Below are 25,209 nucleotides of genomic sequence, written 5' to 3' on the forward strand. Positions count from 1 at the left end.
GAGAGCGGCTCGTCCTGCAGCGGCCTTCTAAGCCACGGGTGCCAGCAGCGCGCCCGCGTGCGCGGGCAGCGACACGGTCGTGCCGTCGAGCTTGACCCCCGACTCCGTCTCGAACCTCAGATCCAGGCCGGCACCGACCTCGACTCGCGCCGGCTCGCTGCCGAAGTTGACCAGCACCACAACGTCTCCGCGTCGCATCGTGAAGAGGCCTGAGTCCTCGACCGTGCAGCGGACGTGGGCGAACGACGGGTCGGTGAGCTCCGGCAGCTCGCGTCGCAGCGTGACCAGCTGGCGGTAGACGGCGAGCATCCGGGCGTGCCGAGGCTCGTCCAGCTCTGACCAGTCGAGCTTGCAACGCTCGAACGTGGCCGGGTCCTGGGGGTCGGGCACCACCGCCGGGTCCCACCCGAGCCGGGCGAACTCCTCGATGCGCCCGCCGGCGGTGCCCGCCGCCACGTCGGGGTCCTCGTGCGAGGTGAAGAACTGGAACGGCCTCGCCGTGGCCCACTCCTCACCTTGGAACAGCATCGGCGTGAACGGGCCCGCGAGCGTGAGCAGAGCCGCGCAGGCCAGCTGGTCGTCGTCGAGGTGCGCGGTCATGCGGTCGCCGACTGCGCGGTTGCCGACTTGGTCGTGGTTCTGCGAGCAGACCACCAGCCGCCAGGTCGGCACGGCAGCCGTGTCGATCGGCATGCCGTGGCTGCGCCCGCGAAACGACGACCACGTGCCGTCGTGGAAGAACCCCCGCTCCACCACCTTGGCCAGGGCCGACAACGGCTCGAAGTCGGCGTAGTAGCCGCCTGTCTCGTGCGTCAGTGCCACGTGCACGGCGTGGTGGAAGTCGTCGCTCCACTGGGCGTCCAGTCCGTAGCCGCCGGCCTCCCGCGGCGTCACGAGCTTGACGTCGTTGAGATCCGACTCGGCGATCAGTGACAGGGGCCTTCCGAGGTGCGCCGAGAGGTCCGCCACCTCGACTGCGATCTCCTCGAGCAGGTGCACCTCTGACTCGTCGGCGAGGGCATGCACGGCATCGAGCCGCAACCCGTCGGCGTGGTAGTCCTCGAGCCACATCCGTACGTTGTCGAGGATGTAGCGCCGAACCTCGGCTGAGCCTGCGCCGTCGAGGTTGACCAGCTCGCCCCAGGTGTTGCGGCCAGCCTTGAGGTAGGGACCGAACTCCGGCAGGTAGCTGCCCTCCGGGCCGAGGTGGTTGTAGACGACGTCCTGGATGACCCCGAGGCCCGCCTGGTGACAGCCATCAACGAACCGCTGGTAGCCGGCCGGGCCGCCGTACGGCTCGTGGACCGCGTGCCACAGCACGCCGTCGTAGCCCCAGTTGTGGGTGCCGCTGAAGGCGTTGACCGGCATCAGCTCGACGAGGTCGGCGCCGAGCGAGCGCAGGTGGTCGAGCTTGCCCAGCGCCGCGTCGAACGTCCCCTCCGGAGTGAACGTCCCGACGTGGAGCTCGTAGACCACCGCGCCCGCCAGCTGTCGGCCGGTCCAGGCCTGGTCGTGCCAGACGTGGGCCGAGGGGTCGAAGGTTCGCGAGCGCTGGTGGACGCCCGCCGGCTGACGCCGCGACCGTGGATCGGGTCGAGGCGTGTCCGAGTCGTCGATCAGGTATCCGTAGTCCACCTCCGAGCAGGTGTCGGCAACAGGGTCTGCGGGGGTCCACCAGTCGTCGTCCCCGCGTCTCATCTCGACGATGTCATCGCCCACCGACAGCCTCAGCCGTCGTGCGCGCGGCGCCCACACCTCGTAGCGGTCCCGAGCCGTCACGAACGCCCATCCTCCTGCACCAGCAGGGCCACCGGCAGGTCGCGCAGTACGTCGGCCACCAGGTCCGTGACCGGCCGACCGGAGATCACCTCGCGCCAGCGGCCCGGGAGGTCCAGCCGGGTCTCGCCCCAGCCGTTGCCGCGCGCAACACCGAGGGGCAGGCGGGTGACGACGGCGACGGCGCCGCCGCGGTCGTAGGCCACGACGTGGTCGGCCGCAGGCCCCGAAGCCAGCACCGGCACGTAGGCCGTGAACAGCTCGGGTCGGTCGCGTCGGAGCCGGAGTGCGGACGAGGTGACCCGCAGCTTCGGGTGCGCTCCGTCGGCGAGCAGTGCCACGCGGTCGTCGTAGTCGACGGGGCGCCGGTTGTCGGGATCGGCGAGGCTGCGGTCCCACAGCTCGCTGCCCTGGTAGACGTCGGGAACGCCGGGCAACGTCAGCGCGAGGAGCTTCACGGCGAGGCCGTTGCTGCGGCCGGCCTCGTCGATCTCAGCGACGAAGGACTCGACCGCCGACCGCACCTCGGCCGAGTCGAAGGCCGCGTCCACGGCGGCATGCACGGCCCGCTCGTAAGCAGGATCCGGGTCAGTCCACGCCGTGTGGTCGCCCGCCTCGCGCATGGCCTTCTCGGCGTAGGTGTGGAGACGCTCTCGCGAGGCGGGCCAGGAACCGATGACCGCCTGCCACAGCAGCGCTCCGAATCCGGGGTCGGGCAGCGGCGCCAGGTCGAGCAGACGATCGAGGGTGGCTTCCCAGAGCTCCGGTACCTCGGCGAGCACGGCGATGCGCGCCCGCGCGTCCTCGCTGCGCTTGGTGTCGTGGGTGGTGGTGGCCGTGAGCGCTTCGGGCCAGTCGCGCTGTCGGTGGCCCATGGCATCGTGGAACTCGGCGACGGAGATGGCGTACGCCGAGGGGTCGCCGCCCACCTCGTTCAGCGAGGTGAGGCGGGAGTAGCGATAGAACGCGCAGTCCTCGACGCCTTTGGCCATCACCATGCCGCTGGTCTGCTGGAAGCAACGTGCCGCCGGGTGTGTGGGGTCGGCGAGGAGCGGGGCAAGCGCCTCCAGGGTGTGCGCGAGGTCGGGCCGCCGGGACCTCGCTTCGGCCAGTGCGTGGTCGAGGTGCTCTCGGCCGATGGGGAGGTAGGACCGGTAGACCGGGAAGTTCGCGAGGACCTCGGCGATGGCGTCCTCCAGTTCGTTTGGCTCGCTTGGTTTCGAGACGGGCGCTAGCGCGCCCTCCTCAACCAGCGGGGCTGGCACCAGCGGGGCTGGCGCGTCCTCCTCAACCAGCGAGCTGGCTGGCGCGCCCTCCTCAACCAGCGAGCTGGCTGGCACCAGCGGGGCTGGCGCGTCCTCCTCAACCAGCGAGCTGGCTGGCGCGCCCTCCTCAACCAGCGAGCTGGCTGGCGCGGCCTCCTCGACCAGCGGGGCTGGCGCGGCCTCCTCAACCAGCGAGTTGGCTCGCGCAACGTCGTCGACCAACGACCTGGCGATGCGGCGTACCTCGGCCAGCAGCGGCCCGTCGGCCACCGCTCGCCTCGTGTCGTGGGTGAGGTCGGGCCAGGAGACCGGTCCGCCTCGCAGCCGGGACTCGAGGGCGTCGAGGGGTGCCTGGCCGGCCGGATCGACCAGGACGCGGTCGATCACGCCGAGGACGTCGTAACCGGTCGTGCCGGCAGTCGCCCACGACGTCGGCAGGGTCTCGTGCGGCTCGAGGATCTTCTCGACGACGACGTAGGCGCCGCCCGTCAGACGGGCGAGATCGTCCAGGTAGGCGCCAGGGTCGAGGAGGCCGTCGGGGTGGTCGACGCGGAGGCCGTCGACCAGACCCTCGGCGAACCAGCGGCCGATCTCCCGGTGTGACTCGGTGAAGACCCACGGTTCCTCGACACGTACGCCGGCAAGCGTGGTGATCGTGAAGAAGCGGCGGTAGTTGAGCTCGGCGTCGCCTCGTCGCCACGAGACCAGCTCGTAGTGCTCGGCTGGCTCGGGGAGCGCTGTGTCCGGGCGGTCGCCGTCGTCGCCCAGCACGGGCAGGAGGACCCGTCCGCCGTGGGCCTCCCAGTCGATGTCGAACGCGGCGGAGTACGCCGACGACCGGCCCAGGCGCAAGACGTCCCACCACCACGCGTTCTCGGCTGGAGTGGCCACGCCCATGTGGTTGGGGACGATGTCCACCAGCACGCCCATGCCGAGTCGCCGCGCCTCGGTTGACAACGCCAGCAGCCCCTCGGGCCCGCCCCGGGAGGAGTCGACGCGCGAGGGGTCGACGACGTCGTACCCGTGGCTCGACCCGGCGGCTGCCTGGAGGATCGGTGAGAGATAGACCCAGTCGACGCCGAGGTCGTGGAGGTAGGGCAGGACACGCACGGCGGAGTGCAGATCGAACTCAGGCGTGATCTGCAGTCGGTACGTGCTGCGTGGAGTCCGCATACCTCAGGGGCGCTTGGCCGCACGCTTGACGGCGGGCGGCGCGGGGCTGTCGCCCTGGGTCAGTGCGGCGACGGAGGCGGCGACGGAGTGATCCGGCTCGGGCTCCGCTTCGGCGTGCTCCTGGAGCACCACGACGGTTCGGCTGTCGAGGGCGAGCGTGGCCCCGGCCTCGAGGCCGGTCGTGGACGAGGCCACCCCGCTGGTGTCGATGACGACATCCCAGGCCTTCGCGTACTCCTCCGGCGGCAACGTCACCGTCGCTGGACCGTCGGCGTTGAAGTAGAGCAGGAAGTGGTCGTCGGTGATCGTGCGCCCGCGGGCGTCCTTGCCGTCGATGCCGTCGCCGTTGAGGTACATGCCGAGTGCCTGGGCGCCGCTCGTCCAGTCGTCCTGCTCCATGGCGCGTCCGTCGAGGTGCAGCCAGACGATGTCGTTGAGACGCCGGCCGTCGCCGGTGCGCACGGTGTTGCCGGTGAAGAAGCGCTTGCGGCGGAAGGTCGGGTGGAGGTGGCGCAGTCTGGCGACGGCTGAGGTGAACTCCACCAGGGGCTTGTCGGCGGTCTCCCAGTGCATCCAGGCGATCTCGGAGTCCTGGGCGTAGGTGTTGTTGTTCCCGTCTTGGCTGCGACCCATCTCGTCGCCGTGGAGGATCATCGGCACGCCCTGGCTGAGCAGCAAGGTGGCCAGGAAGTTGCGCTGGGCCTTGGCCCGCTCGGCCTGGATCTCGGGGTCGTCGGTCGGGCCCTCTGCGCCGTGGTTCCAGGAGCGGTTGTGGCTCTCGCCGTCGTTGTTGCCCTCGCCGTTGGCGTCGTTGTGCTTCTCGTTGTAGGACACCAGGTCGCGCAAGGTGAACCCGTCGTGGGCGGTGACGAAGTTGATGCTCGCGACCGGACGGCGCCCGGAGTGCTCGTAGTAGTCCGCCGAGCCCGCGAGCCTGGAGGCGAACTCGCCGAGCGACGGCTCGCCGCGCCAGAAGTCGCGCACGGTGTCGCGGTAGGCGCCGTTCCACTCGGTCCACTGGGGCGGGAAGTTGCCGACCTGGTAGCCACCGGGGCCGATGTCCCAGGGCTCGGCGATCAGCTTGACCTGCGAGACCACCGGGTCCTGCTGCACGAGCTCGAAGAACGACGAGAGCCGGTCGACGTCGTAGAACTCGCGCGCCAGCGTGGCCGCGAGGTCGAAGCGGAAGCCGTCGACGTGCATCTCGGTCACCCAGTAGCGCAGCGAGTCCATGATCAGCTGCAGCGAGTGGGGCTGTCGCACGTTGAGGGAGTTCCCGGTGCCCGTGTAGTCCATGTAGTAGCGGGCGTCGTCCTCCATCAACCGGTAGTAGGACGGGTTGTCGATGCCCTTGAAGCTCAGCGTCGGGCCGAGGTGGTTGCCCTCAGCGGTGTGGTTGTAGACGACGTCGAGGATCACCTCGATGCCGGCGGCGTGCATCGAGCGCACCATCTGCTTGAACTCCTGCACCTGCTGGCCGATCTTGTCCTCGGCGTCCGCGGCGCTGGAGTACTCCTGGTGCGGGGCGAAGAAGCCGAGGGTGTTGTAGCCCCAGTAGTTGCGCAGGCCCTTCTCGGAGAGCGTGCTGTCGTGCACGAACTGGTGCACCGGCATCAGCTCGAGAGCAGTGACCCCGAGCTTGGTCAGGTGGTTGGTGATCGCGGGGTGGGCGAGGCCGGCGTAGGTCCCGCGCAGCTCCTCGGGGATGTCGGGGTGCAATTGGGTGAGCCCCTTGACGTGCGCCTCGTAGATGAGGCTCTCGTTGTAGGGGATGTTGAGGCGGCGGTCGCCCTCCCAGTCGAAGAACGGGTTGATCACGACCCCGTGCACCATGTGTGCCGCCGAGTCGGCGTCGTTGCGCGAGTCGGGGTCGCCGAAGTCGTAGCCGTAGAGCGACTGGTCCCACTCGATGGAGCCGGCGGTCGCCTTGGCGTAGGGGTCGAGGAGCAGCTTGTTGGGGTTGAAGCGCAGACCCTGCTCCGGCTCGTAAGGGCCGTGCACCCGGTAGCCGTAGCGCTGCCCGGGCTGAACGGTCGGCAGGTAGCAGTGCCAGACGAAGCCGTCGACCTCTGTCAGCTCGACGCGCGTCTCCTCCACTCCGGCGCCGTTGCTGCCGGCGAGCAGACACAGCTCGACACGCTCGGCGTGCTCGCTGAAGATGGCGAAGTTGGTGCCGCTGCCATCGAACGTCGCGCCCAAGGGGTAGGCGCTACCCGGCCAGGTCTCCACGGGGTTCCTCCGTCCGGACCTCTTTGGATCGATCCAAGGAGGATCCAAGCACAGCGTGCACGGTCTGGGGCCATTGAAGCGGGTGATCGGTCTGGCCCGCTCGCTCGGCCGCGACCATTGCGAACACCTGCCCGAACTGCTGGGGTACGCTAGGTGAATGCTGGGTTACGAGAAGGTGAACAAACGGCGCGTCGAGCGTCGTGTCGTCGAGACCTTGCCGGTCGGCGACCACCTGATCGCCCCGGGCAAGCAGAAGAAGCGCCCCAAGGCTCGCCGTCGTCTTGTCGACTTCAGCGCCATTGCCGCTGAGCCGCCCGCCGTGTCGATCGCCCGCGAGCGAGAGATCGTCGCCAACCTGGGCCTGCGTCAGGATCGCGCCAGCTGAACCTGGCTCACCAGAGCGCAGTGGTCCGAGACCGGCACCCGCACCGGACCACCCGAGATCGACACGAGGCCGTCCGACCCCATCACGTGGTCGATCTGACGAGCCGGTGACCACGACGGGTACGTCGGGCCCACCGCCAGCGGCTCCAACCCGCTGATCCGACTCGCGCAAGCCGGACCCATGTTGAGGTCGCCGAGCAGGACCCGCGATCCCGGGTGATCGGGCAGTCCGCCCAGCAGGTGCCGCAGCTGCACGCCGTTCCACACCGGCAGGAACGACAGATGCGTCGCCACCACCGACACCGGACCCACAGGCGACTCGGCCACCGCGATGATCGCGACGCGCTGCTCGTCGCGGACCAGGGTCGGGAGCCGTTGGCCGGGCCAGCGGAACGGCACTCTCAGCGGTGCTCCCGGCAGCCGGACGATTCTCCAGTCTCGGATCGGATGACGACTCAGGAGCGCGACGCCGTACGCCGGCGCGTCGACGTCCTCGTCGTCTCTCGCCGCCCGCCACGAGTCGGGAGTACCCACGAGGGCCGGAACGAACCTCCATTCGTCGGCCCCCATCGCCTCGGCCGCGATTGCGGCCAGGTCGAGTCGCTGCGAGCGGGGCTGGTTGCGGTCGACCTCCTGCAGCGCGAGCACGTCCGCGTCGAGTGCGCGGACCGCCGCGACGTACGCCTCGACATCGACCCGCTCGGCGCCGCGCGACCGTCCGCTCCAGATGTTCCAGGTCGCGAGCCGCATGCCGTCAACTGTGCAGGCGGGAGCGTCGTACGCTCCAGCGGGTGCGCATGTTCGCGGCGGTGATCCCTCCCGACGACGTGCTCGACCACCTCGACGAGTTCCTCGACGCCCGACGCGAGGCGGACGACTTCCGGTGGGTGCCGCGCGAGCAGATGCACATCACGCTGGCGTTCCTGGCCGAGGTACCCGAACGCCGTCTCGACGACCTCGAGGAGCGACTCGAACGCGCGGCCTCCCGACGTACGTCGTTCGCCGCGAAGATCACCGGTGGCGGCGCCTTCCCCAACGTAGGTAGGGCAAGGGCGCTCTGGGCAGGACTCCAGCTCGACGACCCGGCCAGGGTCGAGCTGGGTCGACTGGCCACCGGCGTGCGGGCCGCGGCGGGCAAGGCTGGTATCGCCATCGATGGCGCCAGGTTCAAGCCGCACCTGACCGTCGCCCGCCTGAGACACCCGCAGGAGTCCACGTCGTGGGTCCGGCTGCTGGATGCGTACGTCGGGCCGCCCTTCACCGTCGACAGCGTGGAGCTGGTCGCGTCCTACCTCGGCGAGGGCCCCCGCAACCGACCGCGCTACGAAGCCACCGCCTCCTTCCCACTAAGGTCACCTGCGTGAAGATCGCAGTGGCGGCCGAGACCCGCGACGGCGAGTCCAGGGTGGCCATGGTCCCCGAGCTCGTCGGCAAGCTGACCTCGCTCGGCTACGACGTCGCGGTGGAGCCCGGTGCGGGCCAGCACGCGTTGCTGTCGGACGAGGAGTACGTCGATTCGGGCGCGGTGATCGACGCCGATGCCATCGTCGACGCAGACGTCGTCGTCTCGGTGCAGCCGTTGACGATCGAGCGGATCCGGCGGCTGCGTCGCGGTGCGTCGACGGTCTGCTTCCTCCCCACGACGTTCGAGCAGGACGCCGTCATCGACCTGCGTGACTGCGGCATCACGGCCTTCGCGATGGAGCTGGTGCCGCGCATCTCGCGCGCACAGTCGATGGACGCCTTGTCGTCCCAGGCACTTGTCGCGGGCTATCGCTGCGCGATCGTCGCGGCCGGCATGCTGCGCCGCTTCTTCCCGCTCAACATGACAGCAGCGGGCACGGTGCAGCCGGCCGAGGTCGTCGTGCTCGGTGCTGGTGTGGCCGGCCTGCAGGCGATCGCGACCGCCAAGCGGTTGGGCGCGGTGGTGCGCGCCTACGACGTGCGTGCCGCCGCGGCCGAGGAGATCCGGTCGATGGGCGCCAAGTCGATCGACCTGGAGCTGGAGACCCTTGAAGGTGCCGGTGGCTACGCCCGCGAGATGACCGAGGACCGCGCCGCCCGCCAGCGCGAGCTGCTGACTCCCTACATCGCCAACGCCGACGCGCTGATCACCACCGCGGCCGTGCCCGGCCGGCAGGCGCCGATGCTGGTGACGGCGGCGATGGTCGAGGAGATGCGACCGGGTTCGGTGGTCGTGGACCTGGCGGCGGAGACCGGCGGCAACGTCGAGGGTTCGGTCGCTGGTGAGGTGGTCCGCATCGGCAACGCGCAGGTGTGGGGTGGACGCAACGTCCCCTCGCAGATGCCGGGGCCGGCCTCGCGGCTGTACGCCCAGAACATCGTCAACATCCTGACCCTGATGACCGCCACAGGCGAAGGGACCGAGACCGGCACGTTCGCGCCGGACTTCGACGACGAGATCGTGGCCGGCTCGTGCGTCACCCACGACGGTGAGATTCGGCACGAGCCCACGCGTACTGCTCTGGAAGGAGCCTCCTGATGGACGAGGGAGTCGTCTGGCTGACGATCTTCATCCTCAGCGTGTTCGTCGGCATCGAGGTGATCAGCAAGGTCTCCTCGACGCTGCACACGCCGCTGATGTCCGGCGCGAACGCGATCCACGGAGTGATCCTGCTCGGCGCGATCATCGTCACCGGGTCGACCGACAACGGGCTGGCGCTGAGCATCGGGCTGGTCGCGATCGTGCTGGCCGCCGTCAACATGGTCGGTGGCTTCCTGGTCACCGACCGGATGCTGCAGATGTTCGTGCGCAAGAAGCCGGCCGTCCGGGCGGCTGGCGACGGGGCCGACTCGTGAGCATCCCCGTCTGGGCGCAGCTGGCCTACCTCGCCGCCGCTGTCTGCTTCATCTTGGCGCTCAAGGGTCTCTCCGGTCCGAAGACGGCGCGCAACGGCAACATCATCGGAGCGGTTGCCGCAGTGGTCGCGTGTGCGATCCCGTTCTTCTACCTCGACCTCGACCACGTGCCGCTGATCCTGGTGGCGATCGCGGTCGGCACTGCCGGCGGCGTCTACGGCGCCCGCACCGTCCAGATGACCCAGATGCCGCAGATGGTGGCCCTGTTCAACGGCGTCGGCGGCGGGGCGGCCGCGCTGGTCGCGCTGCTGGAGCTCCACGAGATCACCTCAGGCGCCGGGGACGAGCCGGGCTGGTTCATCCTGCTGGCGACGGCGTTCACGATCCTGGTCGGGTCGGTGTCGTTCGCCGGGTCGGTCATCACCTTCGCCAAGCTGCAGGAGCTGATGACCTCGCGGCCGGTGGTCTTCCCCGGCCTGCCTGTGGTCTTCGGGCTCGCCCTGATCGGCGCCCTCGTTCTGGGCGGTCTCCTCATCGGCGACGCCGGCAACGGATCTGGCATGAGCGCCGGCATCGTGCTGGCACTTCTCGGTCTGCTGGTCGGGGTCCTGCTGGTGCTGCCGGTCGGCGGGGCCGACGTACCGATCGTCATCTCGCTGCTCAACGCGTTCACCGGTCTGACCGTGGCGGCCGGCGGATACGTGCTGTCCAACACCCTGCTGCTCGTGGCCGGCACGCTCGTCGGTGCGTCAGGCACGTTCCTGACCCTGCTGATGGCCGGTGCCATGGGCCGCTCGGTCGCCAACATCATGTTCGGCGCGCTCAAGGGCGGCTCGACGCTCGGGTCGGGCGTGGCGTCCGACCGCCCGGTGAAGAGCGCCGGCGCCGAGGACATCGCGATCCTGCTGGCGTACGCCGAGCGGGTCATCATCGTGCCGGGGTACGGACTGGCCGTCGCCCAGGCCCAGCACACCCTGCGCGAGCTGGTCGACGTACTGACCGCCCGGGGCATCGAGGTCGACTACGCGATCCACCCGGTCGCCGGCCGGATGCCCGGCCACATGAACGTCCTGCTCGCCGAGGCCCAGGTGCCCTACGAGCAGCTCAAGGAGATGGACGAGATCAACGGCGAGTTCAAGAACGCCGACGTCGTCCTCGTGGTCGGCGCCAACGACGTGGTCAACCCGGCCGCCAAGACCACGCCCGGCGCCCCGATCTACGGCATGCCGATCCTCAACGCCGACGAGGCCAAGCAGGTCATCTTCATGAAGCGCTCCATGCGCCCCGGGTTCGCCGGCATCGAGAACGAGCTCCTCTTCGAACCCACCACCACCTTGTTCTTCGGCGACGCCAAGGAGTCCCTCGGCAAGCTGCTCAATGCGGTGAAGGCGCAGTGAGGGTGGCTGCTCCGACGGGATTCCCTGACCTGAAGGCATGACCCGGGGCGCGCGGCGTCGTTGAACCCGCTATGAGCGACCCTCACGACGACCGCATGGGCCGCCCGGACGGCCACCACTACGACGCGCCGGAGTCCGATGACGACCGGGTGGGCAAGGCCTGGGTGTACCTCGCCTTGGGTGTCCTCGTCCTCACCCTCATGGTGCTGATCGCCACGGGGACGGTCGAGGTCTTCCCGCACTAGGTTCGGCGGCGTGAACCTCGGCGACGTACGTCGACTCCCGCTCGGTACGTTCGCGGTGGAGCGAGCCGGAGACTAACCGGCCAGGCCGTAGAGACGGTCGCCGGCGTCGCCGAGGCCGGGAACGATGTAGCCCTTCTCGTTGAGCCTCTCGTCCATGGCGGCGGTCACGATCGTGACCGGGACGTCGAGGCCGGCGAGCTCCTTCTCGATCCGCTCGCAGCCCTCGGGGGCGGCGAGGAGGCAGATCGCGGTGATGTCGTCGGCGCCGCGGTCGGTGAGGAACTTGATGGCGGCGGCCAGCGTGCCGCCCGTGGCCAGCATCGGGTCGAGCACGTAGCACTGGCGGCCGGACAGGTCGTCGGGCAGGCGCTCGGCGTAGGTCGAGGCCTCCAGCGTCTCCTCGTTGCGCATCATCCCGAGGAAGCCGACCTCCGCCGTCGGCAGCAGGCGCATCATCCCGTCCAGCATGCCCAGACCGGCACGGAGGATCGGTACGACGAGGGGCTGCGGGTCGGTGAGCCGCACTCCGGAGGTCGGGGCGACGGGAGTCACGATCTGGACGGGGCCGACGCGCACGTCGCGGGTCGCCTCGTAGGCCAGCAGGGTCACCAGCTGGTCGACCAGCCGTCGGAACAAGGGCGAGTCCGTCGTCTCGTCGCGGAGGTTGGTCAGCTTGTGTGCGACGAGCGGGTGATCGACGACGTGGATGCGCATGGCACGCACCCTAGTGGTGGCTGCCGGAGGCGAAAGGGGTTGGTTCACCCGGGCGCACATGCCACTCTGGTCGCGTGCCCGATGGGACAGACGGCATCGACTTCGCCCTCGCGGCCTACCGCGAGGGGAACTCCTGGCAACTCCAGGAGCTGGTGCACGACGTCCTGGTCGACGTCGACACGCTGGCCCACGCGCTGCGCCGGTTCCCCGGCGACGGTGGCGCGGTCGGCCTGGTGGGCGTCGACGAGGACTTCTTCCTGATCGTCCGCGTCGCGGGCACCACCACGCGTGTGCTGCTCTCGGACGTGACCGCCGCCGACGAGTGGGAGCTGGCCGCATCGGCCGTCGAGTCCCTCGGCCTTCCCTCGCTGGAGGAGGACGACGACCAGGTGCCCGCCGGCGATCTCGATCTGCTCGCCGACCTCGGCCTGAGCGCGACCGAGATGGGCGAGCTCCTCGACGAGGAAGCGGACCTCTACCCCGACGAGGTGCTGTCGGACGTCGCTCGCGTCCTCGGGTTCGGAGAGCTGTTCGACGAGGCCGTGGGACTGGCCTCAGCTTGAGACCGGCGTACGACGCCCTGATGCAGGCCGCCCTCACCGAGGCTCGGTCCGCCCTGTCGACCGGTGACGTGCCCATCGGCGCGGTGGTGGTGGACGCCGTTGGGGAGGTGATCGGCCGCGGTCGCAACGTACGCGAACGCGACCACGACCCCACGGGTCATGCCGAGATCGTCGCCCTGCGTCAGGCCGCAGCCGAGCTCGGCTCGTGGCGCCTCGAGGGCTGCACGCTCGTGGTCACTCTCGAGCCGTGCACCATGTGCGCCGGCGCCATCGTGTTGGCGCGGGTCTCCAAGCTGGTCTTCGGCGCGTACGACGAGAAGGCCGGCGCCGTGGGCAGCCTCTGGGACGTCGTCCGAGACCGGCGCCTCAACCACCGTCCCGAAGTACTCGCCGGCGTGCTGGCAAACGAGTCAGCGGCGCTGCTCGACGAGTTCTTCGCCGAGCAGCGCCGCTGAGTCCGATCAACCGGCGATCGAGCGGCTGACCGCGCCGCGGAGCGAGTACGCCCACACCAGCAGTCCGGCAGCGCAGATGAGGCCACCCCAGACCGCGCCCTGGCTGGCGAACAGCGCCGCCAGCGGCACGATCACCGCGAGCAGGGTCCACCAGCGCACGAGGCGGGCACGGATCAAGGCGATGACCGACAGCGGCACCCCGATCACGAAGCCCGCCATCGCGGCGATCCCGAAGCCGGGAACACCCCACATCGTGGACTCCATGTAGGACTCGACCGCCTGGGTGCCCTCGAGCCCGAACTCGTGGCCGATGGCCGAGGCGTACCAGTCGGTGATCAGCATGCCGGGCAGCGTGACCATGCCGGCGAACGCGAGCAGGGCCGCGACGTTGGCCAGCCATGCACCCTTGCCGCGGACCAGCCCGGCGCCCAAGAAGGCGGGGAGGATCCAGAAGGCGTAGGCCCAGTGGTAGCCCGTGGACTTCCACTGCAAGGGGCTCGGGTTCTCGATGTAGATCTTGATCATCTCGCTGCCGTTGATCCCTGCGGCGGGGTCGCCGACGGCACCGACGATCGTGAAGGCCGCGGCGAGCACGGGGGCCGCGACCAGGAGGGTACGGCGGGCCGTGACGGCCGAGGAGCGGGGCGCCGCGGACGGCGTCGTGGTGGTCTCGTAGCTCTGGATCTGGGTCGAAGTCGTCATGGGAAGACTCTCTGACGAGACCCCCTCGGCGCGGATCGGTCGCGCGAGGGGTTTGCGCCTCAGCCGAGCGACTGATCTTCGGCGCCGGGGACCACGACGCCGTTCTCGTAGGCGAAGATCACCGCTTGCACGCGGTCGCGCAGGCCGAGCTTGGTCAGCACGTTGCTGACGTGGGTCTTGGTGGTGCCCTCGGAGACGAACAGGCGCGCGCCGATGTCGAGGTTGGACAGCCCGCGAGCGAGCAGGCCGAGGACCTCCAGCTCGCGCGGGGTGAGCTGGGCCAGGCGTACGTCGTGGGTCCGGGTCGCCGGATCGGCCCGGCGTACGAACGCGTCGATCACGCGCCGTGTCACTCCCGGAGCGAGCAGCGAGTCACCGGCGGCGACCACGCGGATCGCCGCGGCGAGCTCCTCGGCGGGCGCATCCTTGAGCAGGAAGCCGGACGCCCCGGCGCGTAGCGCCTCGAAGACGTACTCGTCGAGGTCGAAGGTCGTCAGCACCAGTACGTGCGTGGCGACTCCGGCCTCGACCAGCCGCCGGGTTGCGGCGAGACCGTCGAGCACGGGCATCCGGATGTCCATCAGCGTGACGTCCGGCTGCAGGCGCGTGACGATGTCGATGGCCTCCTGGCCGTTGGACGCCTCACCCACGACCTCGAGGTCGGGCTCGGCCTCGAGCAGCGACCTGAAGCCGGCTCGCACCATCCCCTGGTCGTCGCAGATGACAAGACGCGTGGTCATTCGGGTCCCTTCAAAGGCAGATGGGCGACGAGGCGGGTGCCACCGCCACCTCCGGGCGCAGGCTCGAGGCGCACCGTGCCGCCGTAGAGAGCCACCCGCTCGCGGATGCCGACCAGGCCGTGGCCGCCCGACGACGGCGGGTCCGACAGCCCTCGGCCGTCGTCGGCGACCTCGATGTCGAGTCTGGCCGGTGTCCAGCGCAACGAGACCCGGACGTGTTGGGCGCCGCTGTGACGCAGGGCGTTGGTGAGGCCCTCCTGGGCGATCCGGTACGCCGCGAGGTCGAGGCCAGGGCTCAGCTCGACCGGCTCTCCCTCGACGTGCAACGTGGCGGTGAGGTCGCCCGTGGTGGCCTGCTCGACCAGGCGGTCGAGTTCCGAGAGACCGGGCTGCGGGGCGAGCGAGGCGGACTCCCCGCTGCTGCGCAGCACCCCGAACAGCCGCCTCATCTCGGCGAGGGCCTCGCGTGCCGTGGCCTCGACGGCGGCGAGGTCCTCGGCCTCGCGCGCCTGCTCGGGGCCGAGGCGACGGCGTACGGCCTGGGTCTGGATCGTCACCACGCTGATGGAGTGGGACACGATGTCGTGCAGCTCGCGCGCGATGCGGGTGCGTTCCTCCTGGGCGATCCGGGCGGCCTCGACCTCCAGCCGCGCCGCGCGCGCCAGGGCCTCCTCGGTGGCCGCGGCGCGTTGTCGGGTGATCTGGCCGACGGCCCACGGCCCGGCGAAGAAGACCAGGGCGGCGGCCGCGTCGCTGAACTCGAAGGAGTCGCGCACCGAAACCGCGAGGAACGGCACGATCACGATCGCCAGACCCGCGTAGGACTGCGGCGGCCGCGTCTCGTACCCCACCGTGAAGCAGACCAGTACCAGCGACAGCAGCGTCGTGAACTGCCCCTCGGGGTTGGTGGCGATGTTGACCGCGACCACGATCGCGGCCACGGCGAGGGGTGCGCGGCGGCGCCATGCCAGAGACGCCATCGCGATGGCGCCCAGCACCGGGCGCCACCACGGCGCATCGCTGGGGCCGAACGCCTCGCCCAGCGTGAGCGCCACGAACACCGCGGCGATGCAGGCGTCGAGGAGGGGTGGCTTGAGGGCCGCGAGTCGGGTCACGCAGAGGAACGCTAGGCGAACAAGGCCCTGCGCACATCGGTCGCGCGACCGATGAGCGCGGTGGGTTGCTCGGCCGGGCCGTGATTTCGAGGGCCTCCTGAACCTCGGGTAACCTTCCCGGCGGTGGCGTGTCCGAGCGGCCTAAGGAGAACGCCTCGAAAGCGTTTGTGGGCGCAAGTCCACCGCGGGTTCAAATCCCGCCGCCACCGCCACGGTTTCTCGCGGCAACGTCATACGTTCTGGTCGCTATAGCGACCAGAACGTATGACGTCCCGGAGCAGCCCGGTCGTCCGTCATGCGACGGGGGCGACCAGGTGGCCGAGGCCGAGCAACCTCAGCGTGCGCGCCAACGCCCGGCCCATGCCGACGGCCGCGACGTCATCGAGCAGCTCGTCGCGCTCGGGACCGTCGGTGAAGCAGTGCACGACCACAGCGTCCTGTGACCCCGGAAGCAGGACCCCGCCATCGTGGCGGACGCCACCGACAGAGCCTGACTTGTGGGCGAACGGCGTCTCGTCGACCAGGTGCCGGGCCAGCGAGTCGCGGTGCCACTGCTGCTCCAGCATCGCCCGCGCGACGGCGTGTGAGGGCGAGGAGACCATCCGCGAGACCGCGTCAGCGTGCTCGCGGGGCACGACCACGCTGAGCCCGGCGCGCGACGGCAGTGCGGGTGAGGCGTCCCACGAGTCGCAACGCGGGTCGGAGTGCCTTCCCGTCACCCAGCGCCGCATCCGCGACGAGCCACCCGCTGCGGCCAGCGCGTCGTTGACGACCTCGAGCCCCCCGAGGGTGTCGACGACGGCGTTGGTGGCCGTGTTGTCGGAGAGTGCGGTCATCAGCTGTGCGACGGCGTGCAGTGGCACGGTCACCGGGAGCGGCCAGCTCTTGAGGACTCCGTCGCCCTCGGCGAGGTGCTCGCTGGTCACGGTGACCGGCTGGTCCCACGCGAGGCGGGTCGAGGCCTGCTCCAGCAGGAACGTCTTGATCGTCGAGGCTCCGCTGTAGGCCAGGTCTCCGCGCACGTCCACGTCGAGGTCGCGCCAGCGGAGTACGAGCGACCAGGCCTCGACGCCGGCCAGCTCGTGGTCCCAGATCGCGATGACGTCGTCGGCGAGGGCCATGGCGCGAACGCTAGACGAGGGCCGCCCTGAGCCGCTCGAGGGACTCCTCGACCTGCGTCGGGTCGAACCAGACAGCGGTCATGCCGGCGGCTGTCGCACCTTCGACGTTGGGCAGCTGGTCGTCGAGGAACACGACGGCTGACGCAGGCACGCCGAGCTCGGCGATCGCCCTCTCGAACGCCTCCGGCTGTGGCTTGAGCACGCCGGCGTGGGACAGGTCGATGAGCGGGTCGAAGCGCTGGATCACCGTCATCCGGTCCCGCCACTCCTGGGGGTGGAACTTGGCGAGGTCGTTGGTCAGCGCTGCCACCCGAAGCTCGCGATGCCCGAGCTCGTCGATCAGGGCGACGATCTCCGGGCGTACGACGACGTCCTCGGGTCGCTCGTAGAGCGTGCGCATGAACGTGAACGTCGGGTCCTCGCTGTCGGGGTGCAGCTCCGCGGCGCGTCGGTGCCAGTAGTCGCGCTCGGTGATCTCGCCGCTCTGCGACAGCTCCCACAGCTCGTCGTTGTTGTCCGGGTCGAAGGGCCCCATCCAGTCGCGACCGTGTTCATGACTGGCGAGCTCGAAGGGCGTGCGGATGACGACGCCGCCGAAGTCGAAGAGCACGACCTGCACCTGGTTGCGAGACGGCGCGACCTCCTCCGCCAGCGAACGACTACTCATGCGGCGCCTCGGGCCCGATCATCCGCTCCACCTTCGTCACGTCACCGCTCCAGGAGCACGCACCACACCTCGTGTGGAAGGTGCGGTGCTCACCCTCCCAGTACTCGACGGCGATCGACCCGGGCTTGTCGAGCGAGACGCCGCAAGAGGGGCAGTACGCCGGCGCGTCCTGAGTGTGGGCCACGCGATCAGGGTCCCACCAGTGCGCGCCCGACAGTCGTCGGTCGGTGACGGGATCGGGCACCTCCACGTGGTTGCTCCACGCCGGTTCCTTGCGGTAGCGCCGCTCGGGTTGGGTGCTCAGGGCGGCTCACTCCCTCGCCAGGCGCTTGCGGCGGGCGACCTCGGCAGCAGAGTTCTCGATCATCTCGTCGGCCCTGGCCACGGTCCACGTGTCGTCTCCGCGCAGGGTGGCCGCCTCGACGTACAGCTTCTTCAGCGTGTCCATCGCGGGGGAGTAGCGCATCGAGCCGCCGGATACCCATGACAAGGCGAACTCGGTGTAGTCGACGCCGAACTTGTCCTTCTCGCAGGGGAGCTCGATGCGGTCGTGCGGCTCGCGGGTGAAGCCCACGGTCGGGTCCTGGCCCTCGGCGACCAGACCCATCTGCTCGCGGAACATCTTGCGCAGCATGATCACACCGATGTCGGACTTGCCCAGGTGCTCGGCTGTGCGGTCGTTGATGTCGCCCTGCGTCACCCAGGCCATGATGTCTTGGCCCTCGATGTAGTCGACGATGTGCTCGCCCCTGTCATCGAGCCAGGGGAACTCGTAGTCGACCGGGTAGACCTGCTGCGGGAAGTCCGTCATCCCCGGTGGCTGGTGGCTGGTGTAGAACGCCACCCAGGTGTGGTTGTCGTCGACCGGTACGCGGATCTGCATCTGCTCGATGCCGGCGCCGCCGACTCGCATGCAGTAGGGGAAGACGAGCGGGTGACCGACGGCCCAGTCGTCGTTGTCCTCGGAGTTGCCCTGGAGGACACGACGCTTGAGGATGCCCCACTCCATCTCGTCGAAGCCGACCTTCATGTGCCGCTTCTGGAAGCCGGGCGGCGCCAGGAAGCCTTGCTGCTCGCCGAGGAACTTGAAGTAGCGCCCGTGCAGCCACTCCACGTGGTGCGGGTCGACGGAGTTCTCCATGATCTGCAGCCAGTTGCAGGGGAGCAGCGTCCAGCCGCAGTCCTTGAAGCCCTCGTCGACGTAGACGTCGAACTTCGGCAGCTCGGGGGCGGGATCCGGGCCGATGTAGGCCCACACCATGCCCCCGAGTGCCTCGGCCTTGCCGGCGAACGCCTGAATCCGATTGGCGAACGTCGAGTCCTCCGGCTCCGCCGGTTGGTCGAGGCACTGGCCGGTGTGGTCGAAGAGCCACCCGTGGTAGCCGCAGCGCAGCCCCTCCTCCTCGACCACCCCGTAGACCAGCGACGCGCGTCGGTGGGGGCAGTGCTCCTGCACGATCCCGTAGGTGCCCTTGGGTCCCTTCCAGAGCGCGAAGTTCTCGCCGAGCAGCCGCACCTTCTTGATCGGCCACTCGTCGAGCTCGCGGACGAACGCCACGGGATACCAGTAGCGGCGCAGCATCTCGCCCATCGGGGTCCCGGGCCCCACCTGGGTGAGCTGCTCGTTCAGCTCCTGCTTGAGCACTGTTACTCCTTTGCGCACTGGGTTTCGAGACAGGCGCTGGCGCGCCTTCCTGAACCAGCGAAATGACTAGAGCTTGGTGACCTTGCCGGTGTTGCCGTCGACACGGATCATGTCGCCGGTGGCGATGGACGTCGTGGCCTGGCCGGTGCCGGTGACGGCGGGGACGCCGTACTCGCGGCAGACGATCGCGGCGTGTGACATCAGGCCGCCGATGTCGGTGACGGTTGCCTTGATCTTGGAGAACACCGGTGCCCACGAGGGCGCGGTGATCGGGGCGACCAGGATCTCGCCGTCCCTGACGTCGCCGATGTCGTCGGCATTGAACACCACGCGGGCGGGGCCCTCGGCCACTCCGGGCGAGGCTGCCATGCCGGTGATGGCACCGCCCTCGTCGGGGTTGAGCCACATGTCGATCGAGTCGGTCGTGATCCCCCAGAGCATGATCGTGAAGGGCTCGGTGACGACTGCGGGCGGTGGGCCGAGAGCCTTGGGCGGGCGGGACTTCTGCAGCGCCTCGACGATCGCGCGGCGCTTGGTCACCTTGTTCGGCCAGTAGTGCGGGCCGGCGGGCGAGGCGCCCACCGCCCACGCGGAGTACAGATCGAACAGGAGGTTGTCCATCTCCTCACGACGCACGAAGTAGACGTCGTCGGCCTGGGTGAAGAAGCCCTCCTTGACCAGCATTTCGCCGAGCTCGCGCGACTTCTTCCAGAACGTCGACATCGACCAGTGCTCGATGTAGAAGTTGTGGTTCTCGACGTAGGGGAACACCGTCCGCGCCAGGCCGAGCTTGCCGGCGAACGCCTCGCGGTCCTCGTCGGAGGCCAGCAGCTCGGAGTACTCCTCGACGATCCGGTCGCGCTCGGCGCGGATCTCCTCGATGGGGCGCGAGATGTCCTCGCCTGCTTGGAGCTTGGCGATGTAGTCGGCGATGAAGCCGTAGGGCGTGGAGCGATCCTGCAGCCACGTCTTGTCGTAGTAGTAGAAGCCGGTCCCGGAGGAGAAGTTGAACCAAGGTTGAGAGATCTCGTCCCACGCTGCCAGCCACTCGCGCCCGGCATCGCTCTCCAGCACCGCGTGCACCTTGTCGACGTCGTCCGGGTTGGCGAACGCGTCGGCCACGCCGAGGTCGATCGCCTTCTGGGCAAGGTTCTTGAGCTCCTCGTTGGGCCGGAACAGGTCGACCTCGATGCCGGCGACCATCTTGGCGATCGCCAGGTCGGGGATCGAGGGGAAGGCCTGCTTGCAGAACCCGAAGAAGTCGAGGTACGCCGCGTAGCCGAGGTTGAGGAACTCGAAGTGGTACTGCCAGATCTTCTGCGCCAGGTCCTGGAAGCGGTGGTACTCCGCCTGCAGGTCCCAGCCGGTGCCGACGCCGCGCCCTGAGGTGACGATCTCGAGCGGCTCTACCTCCGGCAGAGGTGAGAAGTCGACCGACTCCAGCTCGGCGATGTTGGCCTTCACCTTCTCCAGCCAGTTGTCGTAGAGGCTGTCCCAGTTGGCGAAGTAGTGCCCTGCGCGCTCCATGAACTGCGGAACGCGTGCACCGATCTCGGCCTCGTCGGCGATACCGACGGGAGAGAAGTACGGGTAGCCGAGGTGCACGCGGAAGTCGATGCCGTTGGCGGGTGGCACCAGGTAGTGGCGCGAGTTGTACTGGCTCAGCGAGGCGATCGCGTACATCAGGTGGTCGGCGTCCCATGGGGACATCGCCCAACCCCAGTGCATCGAGTCCATGAACCAGAACTGCTGGTCCTCGTAGTCACGGCGTCCCTCCGAGAACAGGACCGAGTAGGGGTACAGCTCCTCCCAACCCTCGGCGCCCTCCGGCGTCGGGAGCTCGAAGGGGCTGGGGAAACGGTTTTCGCCCATTGCTGCTTCCTTCTTCTCGGACTTACTGATTCTTGCGGTGCATCGGGGAGACCAGGGTTGAGACGATCGACGTCAAGGGGTCGTACGCACCGTGCGAGACCGACGCGCGGGGGGCCTTGGACCAGACGGTCTCGGGCCTCGCCTGCAGGAGGATGACGTTGTCGCCGTCAGGCAGGTCGCGGTCGATCGCCCACTCGACGTCCTGCGGACGCCCGTAGTGCTTCTCGGCCCGTCGGGCCATCGCCGCCACGGCGCAGATCTCCTCGTCGGTCAGGCACTGCACGGTGCGACGCTCGTCCTCCACCTCGCACACGGTCACGACGCCGTCGACTCGCCTGTACTCGATCGCCTTGTCGGAGATGGTGCGCTCGACGACCTCGCGCAGCACCTTGTCGACGAGGAAGTTGTCGGGGGTGACCTCGCCGGAGACGACCGACTCGCCGAGTCCCCAGGACGCGTCGATGGCGACCTGCGAACGGTCGCCGGTCGAGGGGTTCAAGGTGAAGGCGACCCCGGCCGCGCGCGGGTCGACCATCTTCTGGACCCCCACGGACATGGAGATCTGTCGGTAGTCGTAGCCGAACTGCTCGCGGTAGGCGATCGCGCGGTCGGTGAAGATCGAGGCCCAGCACCGGCGTACGTGCTCGACGACCGAGTCAGCGCCGGTGATCCAGAGGTAGGTGTCCTGCTGGCCGGCGAAGGACGCATCGGGCAGGTCCTCGGCCGTGGCCGAGGAGCGTACGGCGACCCCGATGCCCTGCTCCGGACCGGCCGGGCTGCCGCAGTGCGCCGAGAGCTGGGCGTACGCCGTCCGGATCGCCTCCTCGATGTCGGCATGGATCGGGAGCGCGACGATGGCCTCACGGATCTCGGCGGCGACCTTCTGCAGCAGGCGCGAGTCGCTCACGTCGAGCGGGTCGAGCAGGCCGCGCACGTGGGCCACGAGGTCGGGGTGCGATCGCAGGCTCTCGTAGGCGTCGGTGGTGACCGCGAAGCCGGGAGGTACGGGCAGACCGGCGGTGATCATCGAGCCGAGCGAGGCGTTCTTGCCGCCCACGCGTGGGCGGTCGTCCTCGGTGTACTCGTCGAACCACAGGACGTACGGCGATGCGTCACGCATGCGCGCCACCCTCGGGACAGGCGTAACGGTGCGATGCACCCACCACTCGTGCTCCTCGACCACCGGGCAGCTGCGGCACATCTTCTCCGTCCTTCAGTCGCTAGTGGCCATGGGCTGGTCGCCTGCTCGGGGCGGGACCCAGGCCTCGTCGAGCTGCCAGGTCGGCAGCGTTGAGATCTGCGGCACGTGGATCTCCTGCACCCTGTTGCGGTAGGACACCAGCGCCTCGGTGCCGCCCTCGAAGACCTTGATGCGCACGTGCTCGGTGTTGTAGGGCTCGCCGGGGTCGTAGCCCAGGGCGGCGACCGCGAAGGCGCGGATCGGGCCGGAGTGCGTGGCGATCATCATCCGGGCGCCAGGGTGCTCGTGCGCCAGGCGTTGAATGCCGGTCCAGAACCGGCGTATGCACATGACTGGCGGCTCGAAGTGCAGCATCGGGATCTGCAGCCAGTGCTGGATCGGGTCGGCGCCGCCTTGTTGGGTGCGCCAGAACCGGTCGATCTCGACCAGCCAGAGCGGACGGTCGCCGAGGGCGGTGCGCTCGAACTGCTCGAGGGTGGAGTAGTACTTGCGGAACGCCGCGGTCACGTCGCGGATGCCCTCGGGGGTGGCGACGCCGAAGTTGCGGAACTCCTCCATCGGCTCGGGCTCGAGGACCTTGACGTCCTTGTCGAACATCGCGAGCCCGTCCTGCAGACCACGCTCGATGTTCTGCGCGGTCTCGCGGGCCCGGTTCGTGTCGGCGTGCCGGAGCACGATCGTCTCGCCGGGGGAGACGCGCTTCGACACGGTGTGCCCGTAGGTGTGCGCCTGCCAGGTGCCGAGCGGCGTGAGGCCCGACTCGGTCGAGTACCCCTGGGTCTCGCCGTGCCGGATCAGGTAGACGTCGGCGACGACCGCCTTCTTGGCGTGCGGCGGTGCGGAGATCTCCTTGGTGCGGTTGTCCTCCGACATCGCCTTCTGCATGCCGTGACCGATGTTCGGCCTGATGTCGCGTTGCTCCAGCGGCAGCGATGTCGGCCCTTGGCGGTCCTCGCCCTGGCGCTGCCTGAACCGGCGGAGGTACAGCGGCAGGCTCTCGTCCGAGTCCCCCTCCGTGGGGTCCTGGGTCTTCTGGCGGTCCAGGTACGTCGCGAGGTAGCGCGGCGGGTCTACCCGCTGCGTGTTGGGCAGCCCGCGCCGGTCTCGGGGTTCGTCGGTCATGAACGTCCCGTCATGAGTGCACCGTCAGGAAGTTCTGGTCGACGACGCCTTCGTAGTAGAAGACGGCGCGACCCATCTGGGCCTCGGTCCAGGTGATCGGCTCGCGGTCGGGGTCGGCCCAGTAGCCGCCGGTGTAGACCTCGTTGCGGTTGCCGGCGGGATCGAAGAAGTAGAGGCCCCAGCCGCGCGTGGCACCGTGCCGCGTGGGGCCTGCGTCGATGCGCACCCCGTGGTAGGCCGCGATGTCCGCGGAGCGACGCAGGTCGTTCCAGTCGTCGACCCAGTACGCGACGTGGTGGAAGGCGGCGTCGGGCCCGACGATGAAGGCGATGTCGTGCGCCGTGTGTGTGCGCTCGAGGAACGTGGCCAGCTGGTGACCGTCGTCGGCGACGATCTGCTCGGTCAGCCGGAAGCCCAGCACCTCGGTGTAGAAGCGGGTGATCTCGTCGACGTCCTCGCACATCAAGAAGACGTGGTCGATGCGCGGCGGGTGCATGCCCGACAGGCCCTGTGGCTCCGGGGGCGGGTTGTGCAGCGGCAGGGCGTTGCCGATCTGCTCCATGCCGTGCACCAGCTCGATGGTGTGGCCGCTCGGCGCGACAAACCGCACCGTCTCTCCCGAGCCGGGCCCCAGCTCGCCGGCCGCGAAGCGCTTGGTCGCGATGCCGTAGCCCTCGATCGCACTCGTGAGCTCGTCGAGGTCCTCGGCGTGCTGCACCTTGAAGCCGACGCGCTCGACGCCGTACGTCGGGGCGTAGCGCAGGATCAGCGAGTGGTGCTGCTGCTCGTCCCAGCCCTTGAGGTAGACCGCCTCGTCCTCGACCGCGGTCTCGATCAGGCCCATCACCTCGGTGTAGTAGGCCGTGGACAGCTCGAGGTCGGGGCAGCGCACCTCGACGTGGCTCAGTCGCAAGATGCCCAAGGTTGCCCCCTTTCTGTCGCAGCTCGGTCGTGAAGAACGGTCAGGTGTGGACGGTGACGAAGCGTTCGTTGACCTCGCCCTCGTAGTAGAAGACGGCCTGGCCGATGTTGTCCTCGGTCCAGGTGATGGTCGGGAAGTCGGGGTCAGGGCGGTAGCCACCGGTGAACACCTCGTTGCGGGTGCCCATGGGGTCGAAGAAGTAGATGGTGTTGCCGCGCGTGACGCCGTGTCTTGTCGGGCCTACGTCGATCTGGATCGCGTTGTAGGCCAGGATGTCGGCCGACCTGCGTACGTGGTCCCAGTCGTCGAGCCAGAACGCGAAGTGGTGCAGCGCGCCATTGGGGCCGTTGACGATCGCGATGTCGTGAGGCGAGTGCGAGCGCTCCATCCAGACGCCGATCTGGTGTCCGTCGCCGCCGACCAGCTGCTCGGTCATCCGGAAGCCCAGCACGTCCATGAAGAACTTTGCGGACTCGCCGACCTCCTCGGCGTTGATGAGCATGTGGTCCATCCGCGGCGGCGCGATGCCCTGCAGGTCGATCGGGATCTCTGGGTTCAGCTTGCTCATCCGCCCGCCGACCTTGTCGACCTCGTGCACCAGCTCCATCTCGTGGCCCGAGGGGGTCTCGAACCGGATCGACTCCCCCTGACCGACCTCCTCCCCGCGTGAGACGCGGTGGACGTGGAAGCCGTAGCTCTCGACGGCCTTCTCCAGGTCGGCCAGGTCGTCCTCGGTCTCGACCTTGAACGCGAACCGATCGATGCCCACGCGAGGGTCGTACCGGACAGCCAGCGAGTGATGGTCCTCCTCGTCCCAGCACTTGAAGAACGCGCGGTCGTCGGTGGTCTCGGTGATGTCGAGCCCCATCACGCCGGTGTAGTAGGCCTTGGCCAGGTCCATGTCGGGCACCGTGATGTCGACGTGGGAGAGGCGGAGGATGCCCATGGGTGTGACCGTGACAGACGTCACGGGCCCCGCCAAACACTCTCCCGCTCCCCGGGAAGGCCTCCTGCCGGTTGAGGTTTGTTGAGCAGCAACCGTCTGGACACCGGTGGTCGCTGACGTGCCTCGTCGCCATGG

25 protein-coding genes and 1 tRNA gene are annotated in these 25,209 nt (G+C 69.1%); 9 read left to right on the plus strand and 17 right to left on the minus strand.

The window, feature by feature from the left end:
* Positions 1 to 27 precede the first annotated feature (27 nt).
* The 3 genes from treZ to glgX form a co-directional block, all read right to left on the minus strand.
* Positions 28 to 1,779: a malto-oligosyltrehalose trehalohydrolase gene (treZ, locus tag ISU10_RS08235; RefSeq protein ID WP_194695910.1), complete on the minus strand. Its 1,752-nt coding sequence runs from the start codon at positions 1,777 to 1,779 to the stop codon at positions 28 to 30.
* Complete coding sequence (locus ISU10_RS22970) at positions 1,776 to 4,151, minus strand: alpha-amylase family glycosyl hydrolase (protein WP_370864988.1); 2,376 nt, start codon at positions 4,149 to 4,151, stop codon at positions 1,776 to 1,778. The genes treZ and ISU10_RS22970 overlap by 4 nt, the downstream gene beginning before the upstream one ends.
* Before the next feature lie 66 nt (positions 4,152 to 4,217).
* Positions 4,218 to 6,443, minus strand: a complete 2,226-nt coding sequence (glgX, locus tag ISU10_RS08245) for a glycogen debranching protein GlgX (RefSeq protein ID WP_194695911.1) — start codon at positions 6,441 to 6,443, stop codon at positions 4,218 to 4,220.
* A gap of 157 nt (positions 6,444 to 6,600) precedes the next feature.
* Between glgX and ISU10_RS08250 the strand changes: the two genes are divergently transcribed.
* A complete protein-coding gene (locus ISU10_RS08250; RefSeq protein WP_194695912.1) occupies positions 6,601 to 6,828 on the plus strand; it encodes a hypothetical protein in 228 nt (75 codons plus the stop codon).
* On the opposite strand, the gene ISU10_RS08255 is transcribed toward ISU10_RS08250, so the two are convergent.
* A complete protein-coding gene (locus ISU10_RS08255; protein WP_194695913.1) occupies positions 6,810 to 7,577 on the minus strand; it encodes an endonuclease/exonuclease/phosphatase family protein in 768 nt (255 codons plus the stop codon). The two genes, ISU10_RS08250 and ISU10_RS08255, sit on opposite strands and share 19 nt — an antisense overlap.
* Before the next feature lie 47 nt (positions 7,578 to 7,624).
* Here ISU10_RS08255 and thpR point away from each other — a divergent pair, with 47 nt between their 5' ends.
* The 5 genes from thpR to ISU10_RS08280 all read left to right on the plus strand — a co-directional run bounded on the left by thpR (position 7,625) and on the right by ISU10_RS08280 (position 11,289).
* Positions 7,625 to 8,191: an RNA 2',3'-cyclic phosphodiesterase gene (gene thpR / locus ISU10_RS08260; protein WP_228500199.1), complete on the plus strand. Its 567-nt coding sequence runs from the start codon at positions 7,625 to 7,627 to the stop codon at positions 8,189 to 8,191.
* Positions 8,188 to 9,330, plus strand: a complete 1,143-nt coding sequence (locus ISU10_RS08265; protein WP_194695915.1) for an NAD(P) transhydrogenase subunit alpha — start codon at positions 8,188 to 8,190, stop codon at positions 9,328 to 9,330. Before thpR ends, ISU10_RS08265 begins: the two co-directional genes overlap by 4 nt.
* Entirely contained in the window at positions 9,330 to 9,647 is a 318-nt protein-coding gene (locus ISU10_RS08270; RefSeq protein ID WP_194695916.1) for an NAD(P) transhydrogenase subunit alpha part 2, read from the plus strand. The genes ISU10_RS08265 and ISU10_RS08270 overlap by 1 nt, the downstream gene beginning before the upstream one ends.
* Complete coding sequence (locus ISU10_RS08275) at positions 9,644 to 11,044, plus strand: NAD(P)(+) transhydrogenase (Re/Si-specific) subunit beta (protein WP_194695917.1); 1,401 nt, start codon at positions 9,644 to 9,646, stop codon at positions 11,042 to 11,044. The genes ISU10_RS08270 and ISU10_RS08275 overlap by 4 nt, the downstream gene beginning before the upstream one ends.
* Positions 11,045 to 11,115: 71 nt before the next feature.
* Complete coding sequence (locus tag ISU10_RS08280; RefSeq protein ID WP_194695918.1) at positions 11,116 to 11,289, plus strand: hypothetical protein; 174 nt, start codon at positions 11,116 to 11,118, stop codon at positions 11,287 to 11,289.
* Between the two features lie 72 nt (positions 11,290 to 11,361).
* Here ISU10_RS08280 and upp read toward each other — a convergent pair whose 3' ends face one another.
* The gene (gene upp, locus ISU10_RS08285; RefSeq protein WP_194695919.1) at positions 11,362 to 12,003 is read right to left on the minus strand and encodes a uracil phosphoribosyltransferase; all 642 of its coding nucleotides are present in this window, start codon (positions 12,001 to 12,003) and stop codon (positions 11,362 to 11,364) included.
* Between the two features lie 74 nt (positions 12,004 to 12,077).
* Here upp and ISU10_RS08290 point away from each other — a divergent pair, with 74 nt between their 5' ends.
* Both ISU10_RS08290 and tadA read left to right on the plus strand, forming a co-directional pair.
* Positions 12,078 to 12,566: a tRNA adenosine deaminase-associated protein gene (locus ISU10_RS08290; protein ID WP_194695920.1), complete on the plus strand. Its 489-nt coding sequence runs from the start codon at positions 12,078 to 12,080 to the stop codon at positions 12,564 to 12,566.
* Between the two features lie 20 nt (positions 12,567 to 12,586).
* On the plus strand, positions 12,587 to 13,021 hold the full coding sequence (gene tadA / locus ISU10_RS08295; RefSeq protein ID WP_194696027.1) for a tRNA adenosine(34) deaminase TadA: 435 nt from the start codon (positions 12,587 to 12,589) through the stop codon (positions 13,019 to 13,021).
* Between the two features lie 6 nt (positions 13,022 to 13,027).
* Here tadA and ISU10_RS08300 read toward each other — a convergent pair whose 3' ends face one another.
* Genes ISU10_RS08300 through ISU10_RS08310 form a run of 3 tightly spaced genes read right to left on the minus strand, consistent with a single transcriptional unit; the run spans position 13,028 to position 15,578 of the window.
* Positions 13,028 to 13,723 carry a hypothetical protein gene (locus ISU10_RS08300; protein ID WP_194695921.1) on the minus strand — a complete coding sequence of 232 codons (696 nt, stop codon included), beginning with the start codon at positions 13,721 to 13,723 and terminating at the stop codon, positions 13,028 to 13,030.
* A 59-nt stretch (positions 13,724 to 13,782) separates the two neighbouring features.
* Entirely contained in the window at positions 13,783 to 14,463 is a 681-nt protein-coding gene (locus tag ISU10_RS08305) for a response regulator (protein WP_194695922.1), read from the minus strand.
* Entirely contained in the window at positions 14,460 to 15,578 is a 1,119-nt protein-coding gene (locus ISU10_RS08310; RefSeq protein ID WP_194695923.1) for a sensor histidine kinase, read from the minus strand. Before ISU10_RS08310 ends, ISU10_RS08305 begins: the two co-directional genes overlap by 4 nt.
* Before the next feature lie 122 nt (positions 15,579 to 15,700).
* Here ISU10_RS08310 and ISU10_RS08315 point away from each other — a divergent pair.
* Positions 15,701 to 15,790, plus strand: a tRNA-Ser gene (locus tag ISU10_RS08315).
* An 81-nt stretch (positions 15,791 to 15,871) separates the two neighbouring features.
* Here ISU10_RS08315 and ISU10_RS08320 read toward each other — a convergent pair.
* The 9 genes from ISU10_RS08320 to ISU10_RS08360 form a co-directional block, all read right to left on the minus strand.
* Positions 15,872 to 16,699 (minus strand): serine hydrolase, encoded by an 828-nt coding sequence (locus ISU10_RS08320; RefSeq protein WP_194695924.1) that lies wholly within the window; start codon positions 16,697 to 16,699, stop codon positions 15,872 to 15,874.
* Between the two features lie 10 nt (positions 16,700 to 16,709).
* The gene (locus ISU10_RS08325) at positions 16,710 to 17,366 is read right to left on the minus strand and encodes an HAD family hydrolase (RefSeq protein WP_194695925.1); all 657 of its coding nucleotides are present in this window, start codon (positions 17,364 to 17,366) and stop codon (positions 16,710 to 16,712) included.
* Entirely contained in the window at positions 17,359 to 17,550 is a 192-nt protein-coding gene (locus ISU10_RS08330) for a hypothetical protein (protein ID WP_228500174.1), read from the minus strand. Before ISU10_RS08330 ends, ISU10_RS08325 begins: the two co-directional genes overlap by 8 nt.
* A 126-nt stretch (positions 17,551 to 17,676) precedes the next feature.
* Entirely contained in the window at positions 17,677 to 19,011 is a 1,335-nt protein-coding gene (locus ISU10_RS08335; RefSeq protein WP_194695926.1) for a Rieske 2Fe-2S domain-containing protein, read from the minus strand.
* 66 nt (positions 19,012 to 19,077) lie between these two features.
* Positions 19,078 to 20,883 (minus strand): PEP-utilizing enzyme, encoded by a 1,806-nt coding sequence (locus ISU10_RS08340; RefSeq protein ID WP_194695927.1) that lies wholly within the window; start codon positions 20,881 to 20,883, stop codon positions 19,078 to 19,080.
* Positions 20,884 to 20,905: 22 nt separating this feature from the next.
* Positions 20,906 to 22,003, minus strand: a complete 1,098-nt coding sequence (locus ISU10_RS08345) for a PEP/pyruvate-binding domain-containing protein (protein WP_194695928.1) — start codon at positions 22,001 to 22,003, stop codon at positions 20,906 to 20,908.
* Positions 22,004 to 22,096: 93 nt separating this feature from the next.
* A complete protein-coding gene (locus ISU10_RS08350) occupies positions 22,097 to 23,206 on the minus strand; it encodes a histidine phosphatase family protein (protein WP_194695929.1) in 1,110 nt (369 codons plus the stop codon).
* Between the two features lie 10 nt (positions 23,207 to 23,216).
* Complete coding sequence (locus ISU10_RS08355) at positions 23,217 to 24,128, minus strand: catechol 2,3-dioxygenase (protein WP_194695930.1); 912 nt, start codon at positions 24,126 to 24,128, stop codon at positions 23,217 to 23,219.
* A 40-nt stretch (positions 24,129 to 24,168) separates the two neighbouring features.
* Positions 24,169 to 25,074, minus strand: coding sequence for a catechol 2,3-dioxygenase (locus tag ISU10_RS08360; protein ID WP_194695931.1), 906 nt, complete (start codon positions 25,072 to 25,074; stop codon positions 24,169 to 24,171).
* Between the last annotated feature and the right edge of the window lie 135 nt (positions 25,075 to 25,209).

Source organism: Nocardioides agariphilus, assembly GCF_015352445.1.
GTDB classification, from domain to species: domain Bacteria; phylum Actinomycetota; class Actinomycetes; order Propionibacteriales; family Nocardioidaceae; genus Nocardioides; species Nocardioides agariphilus.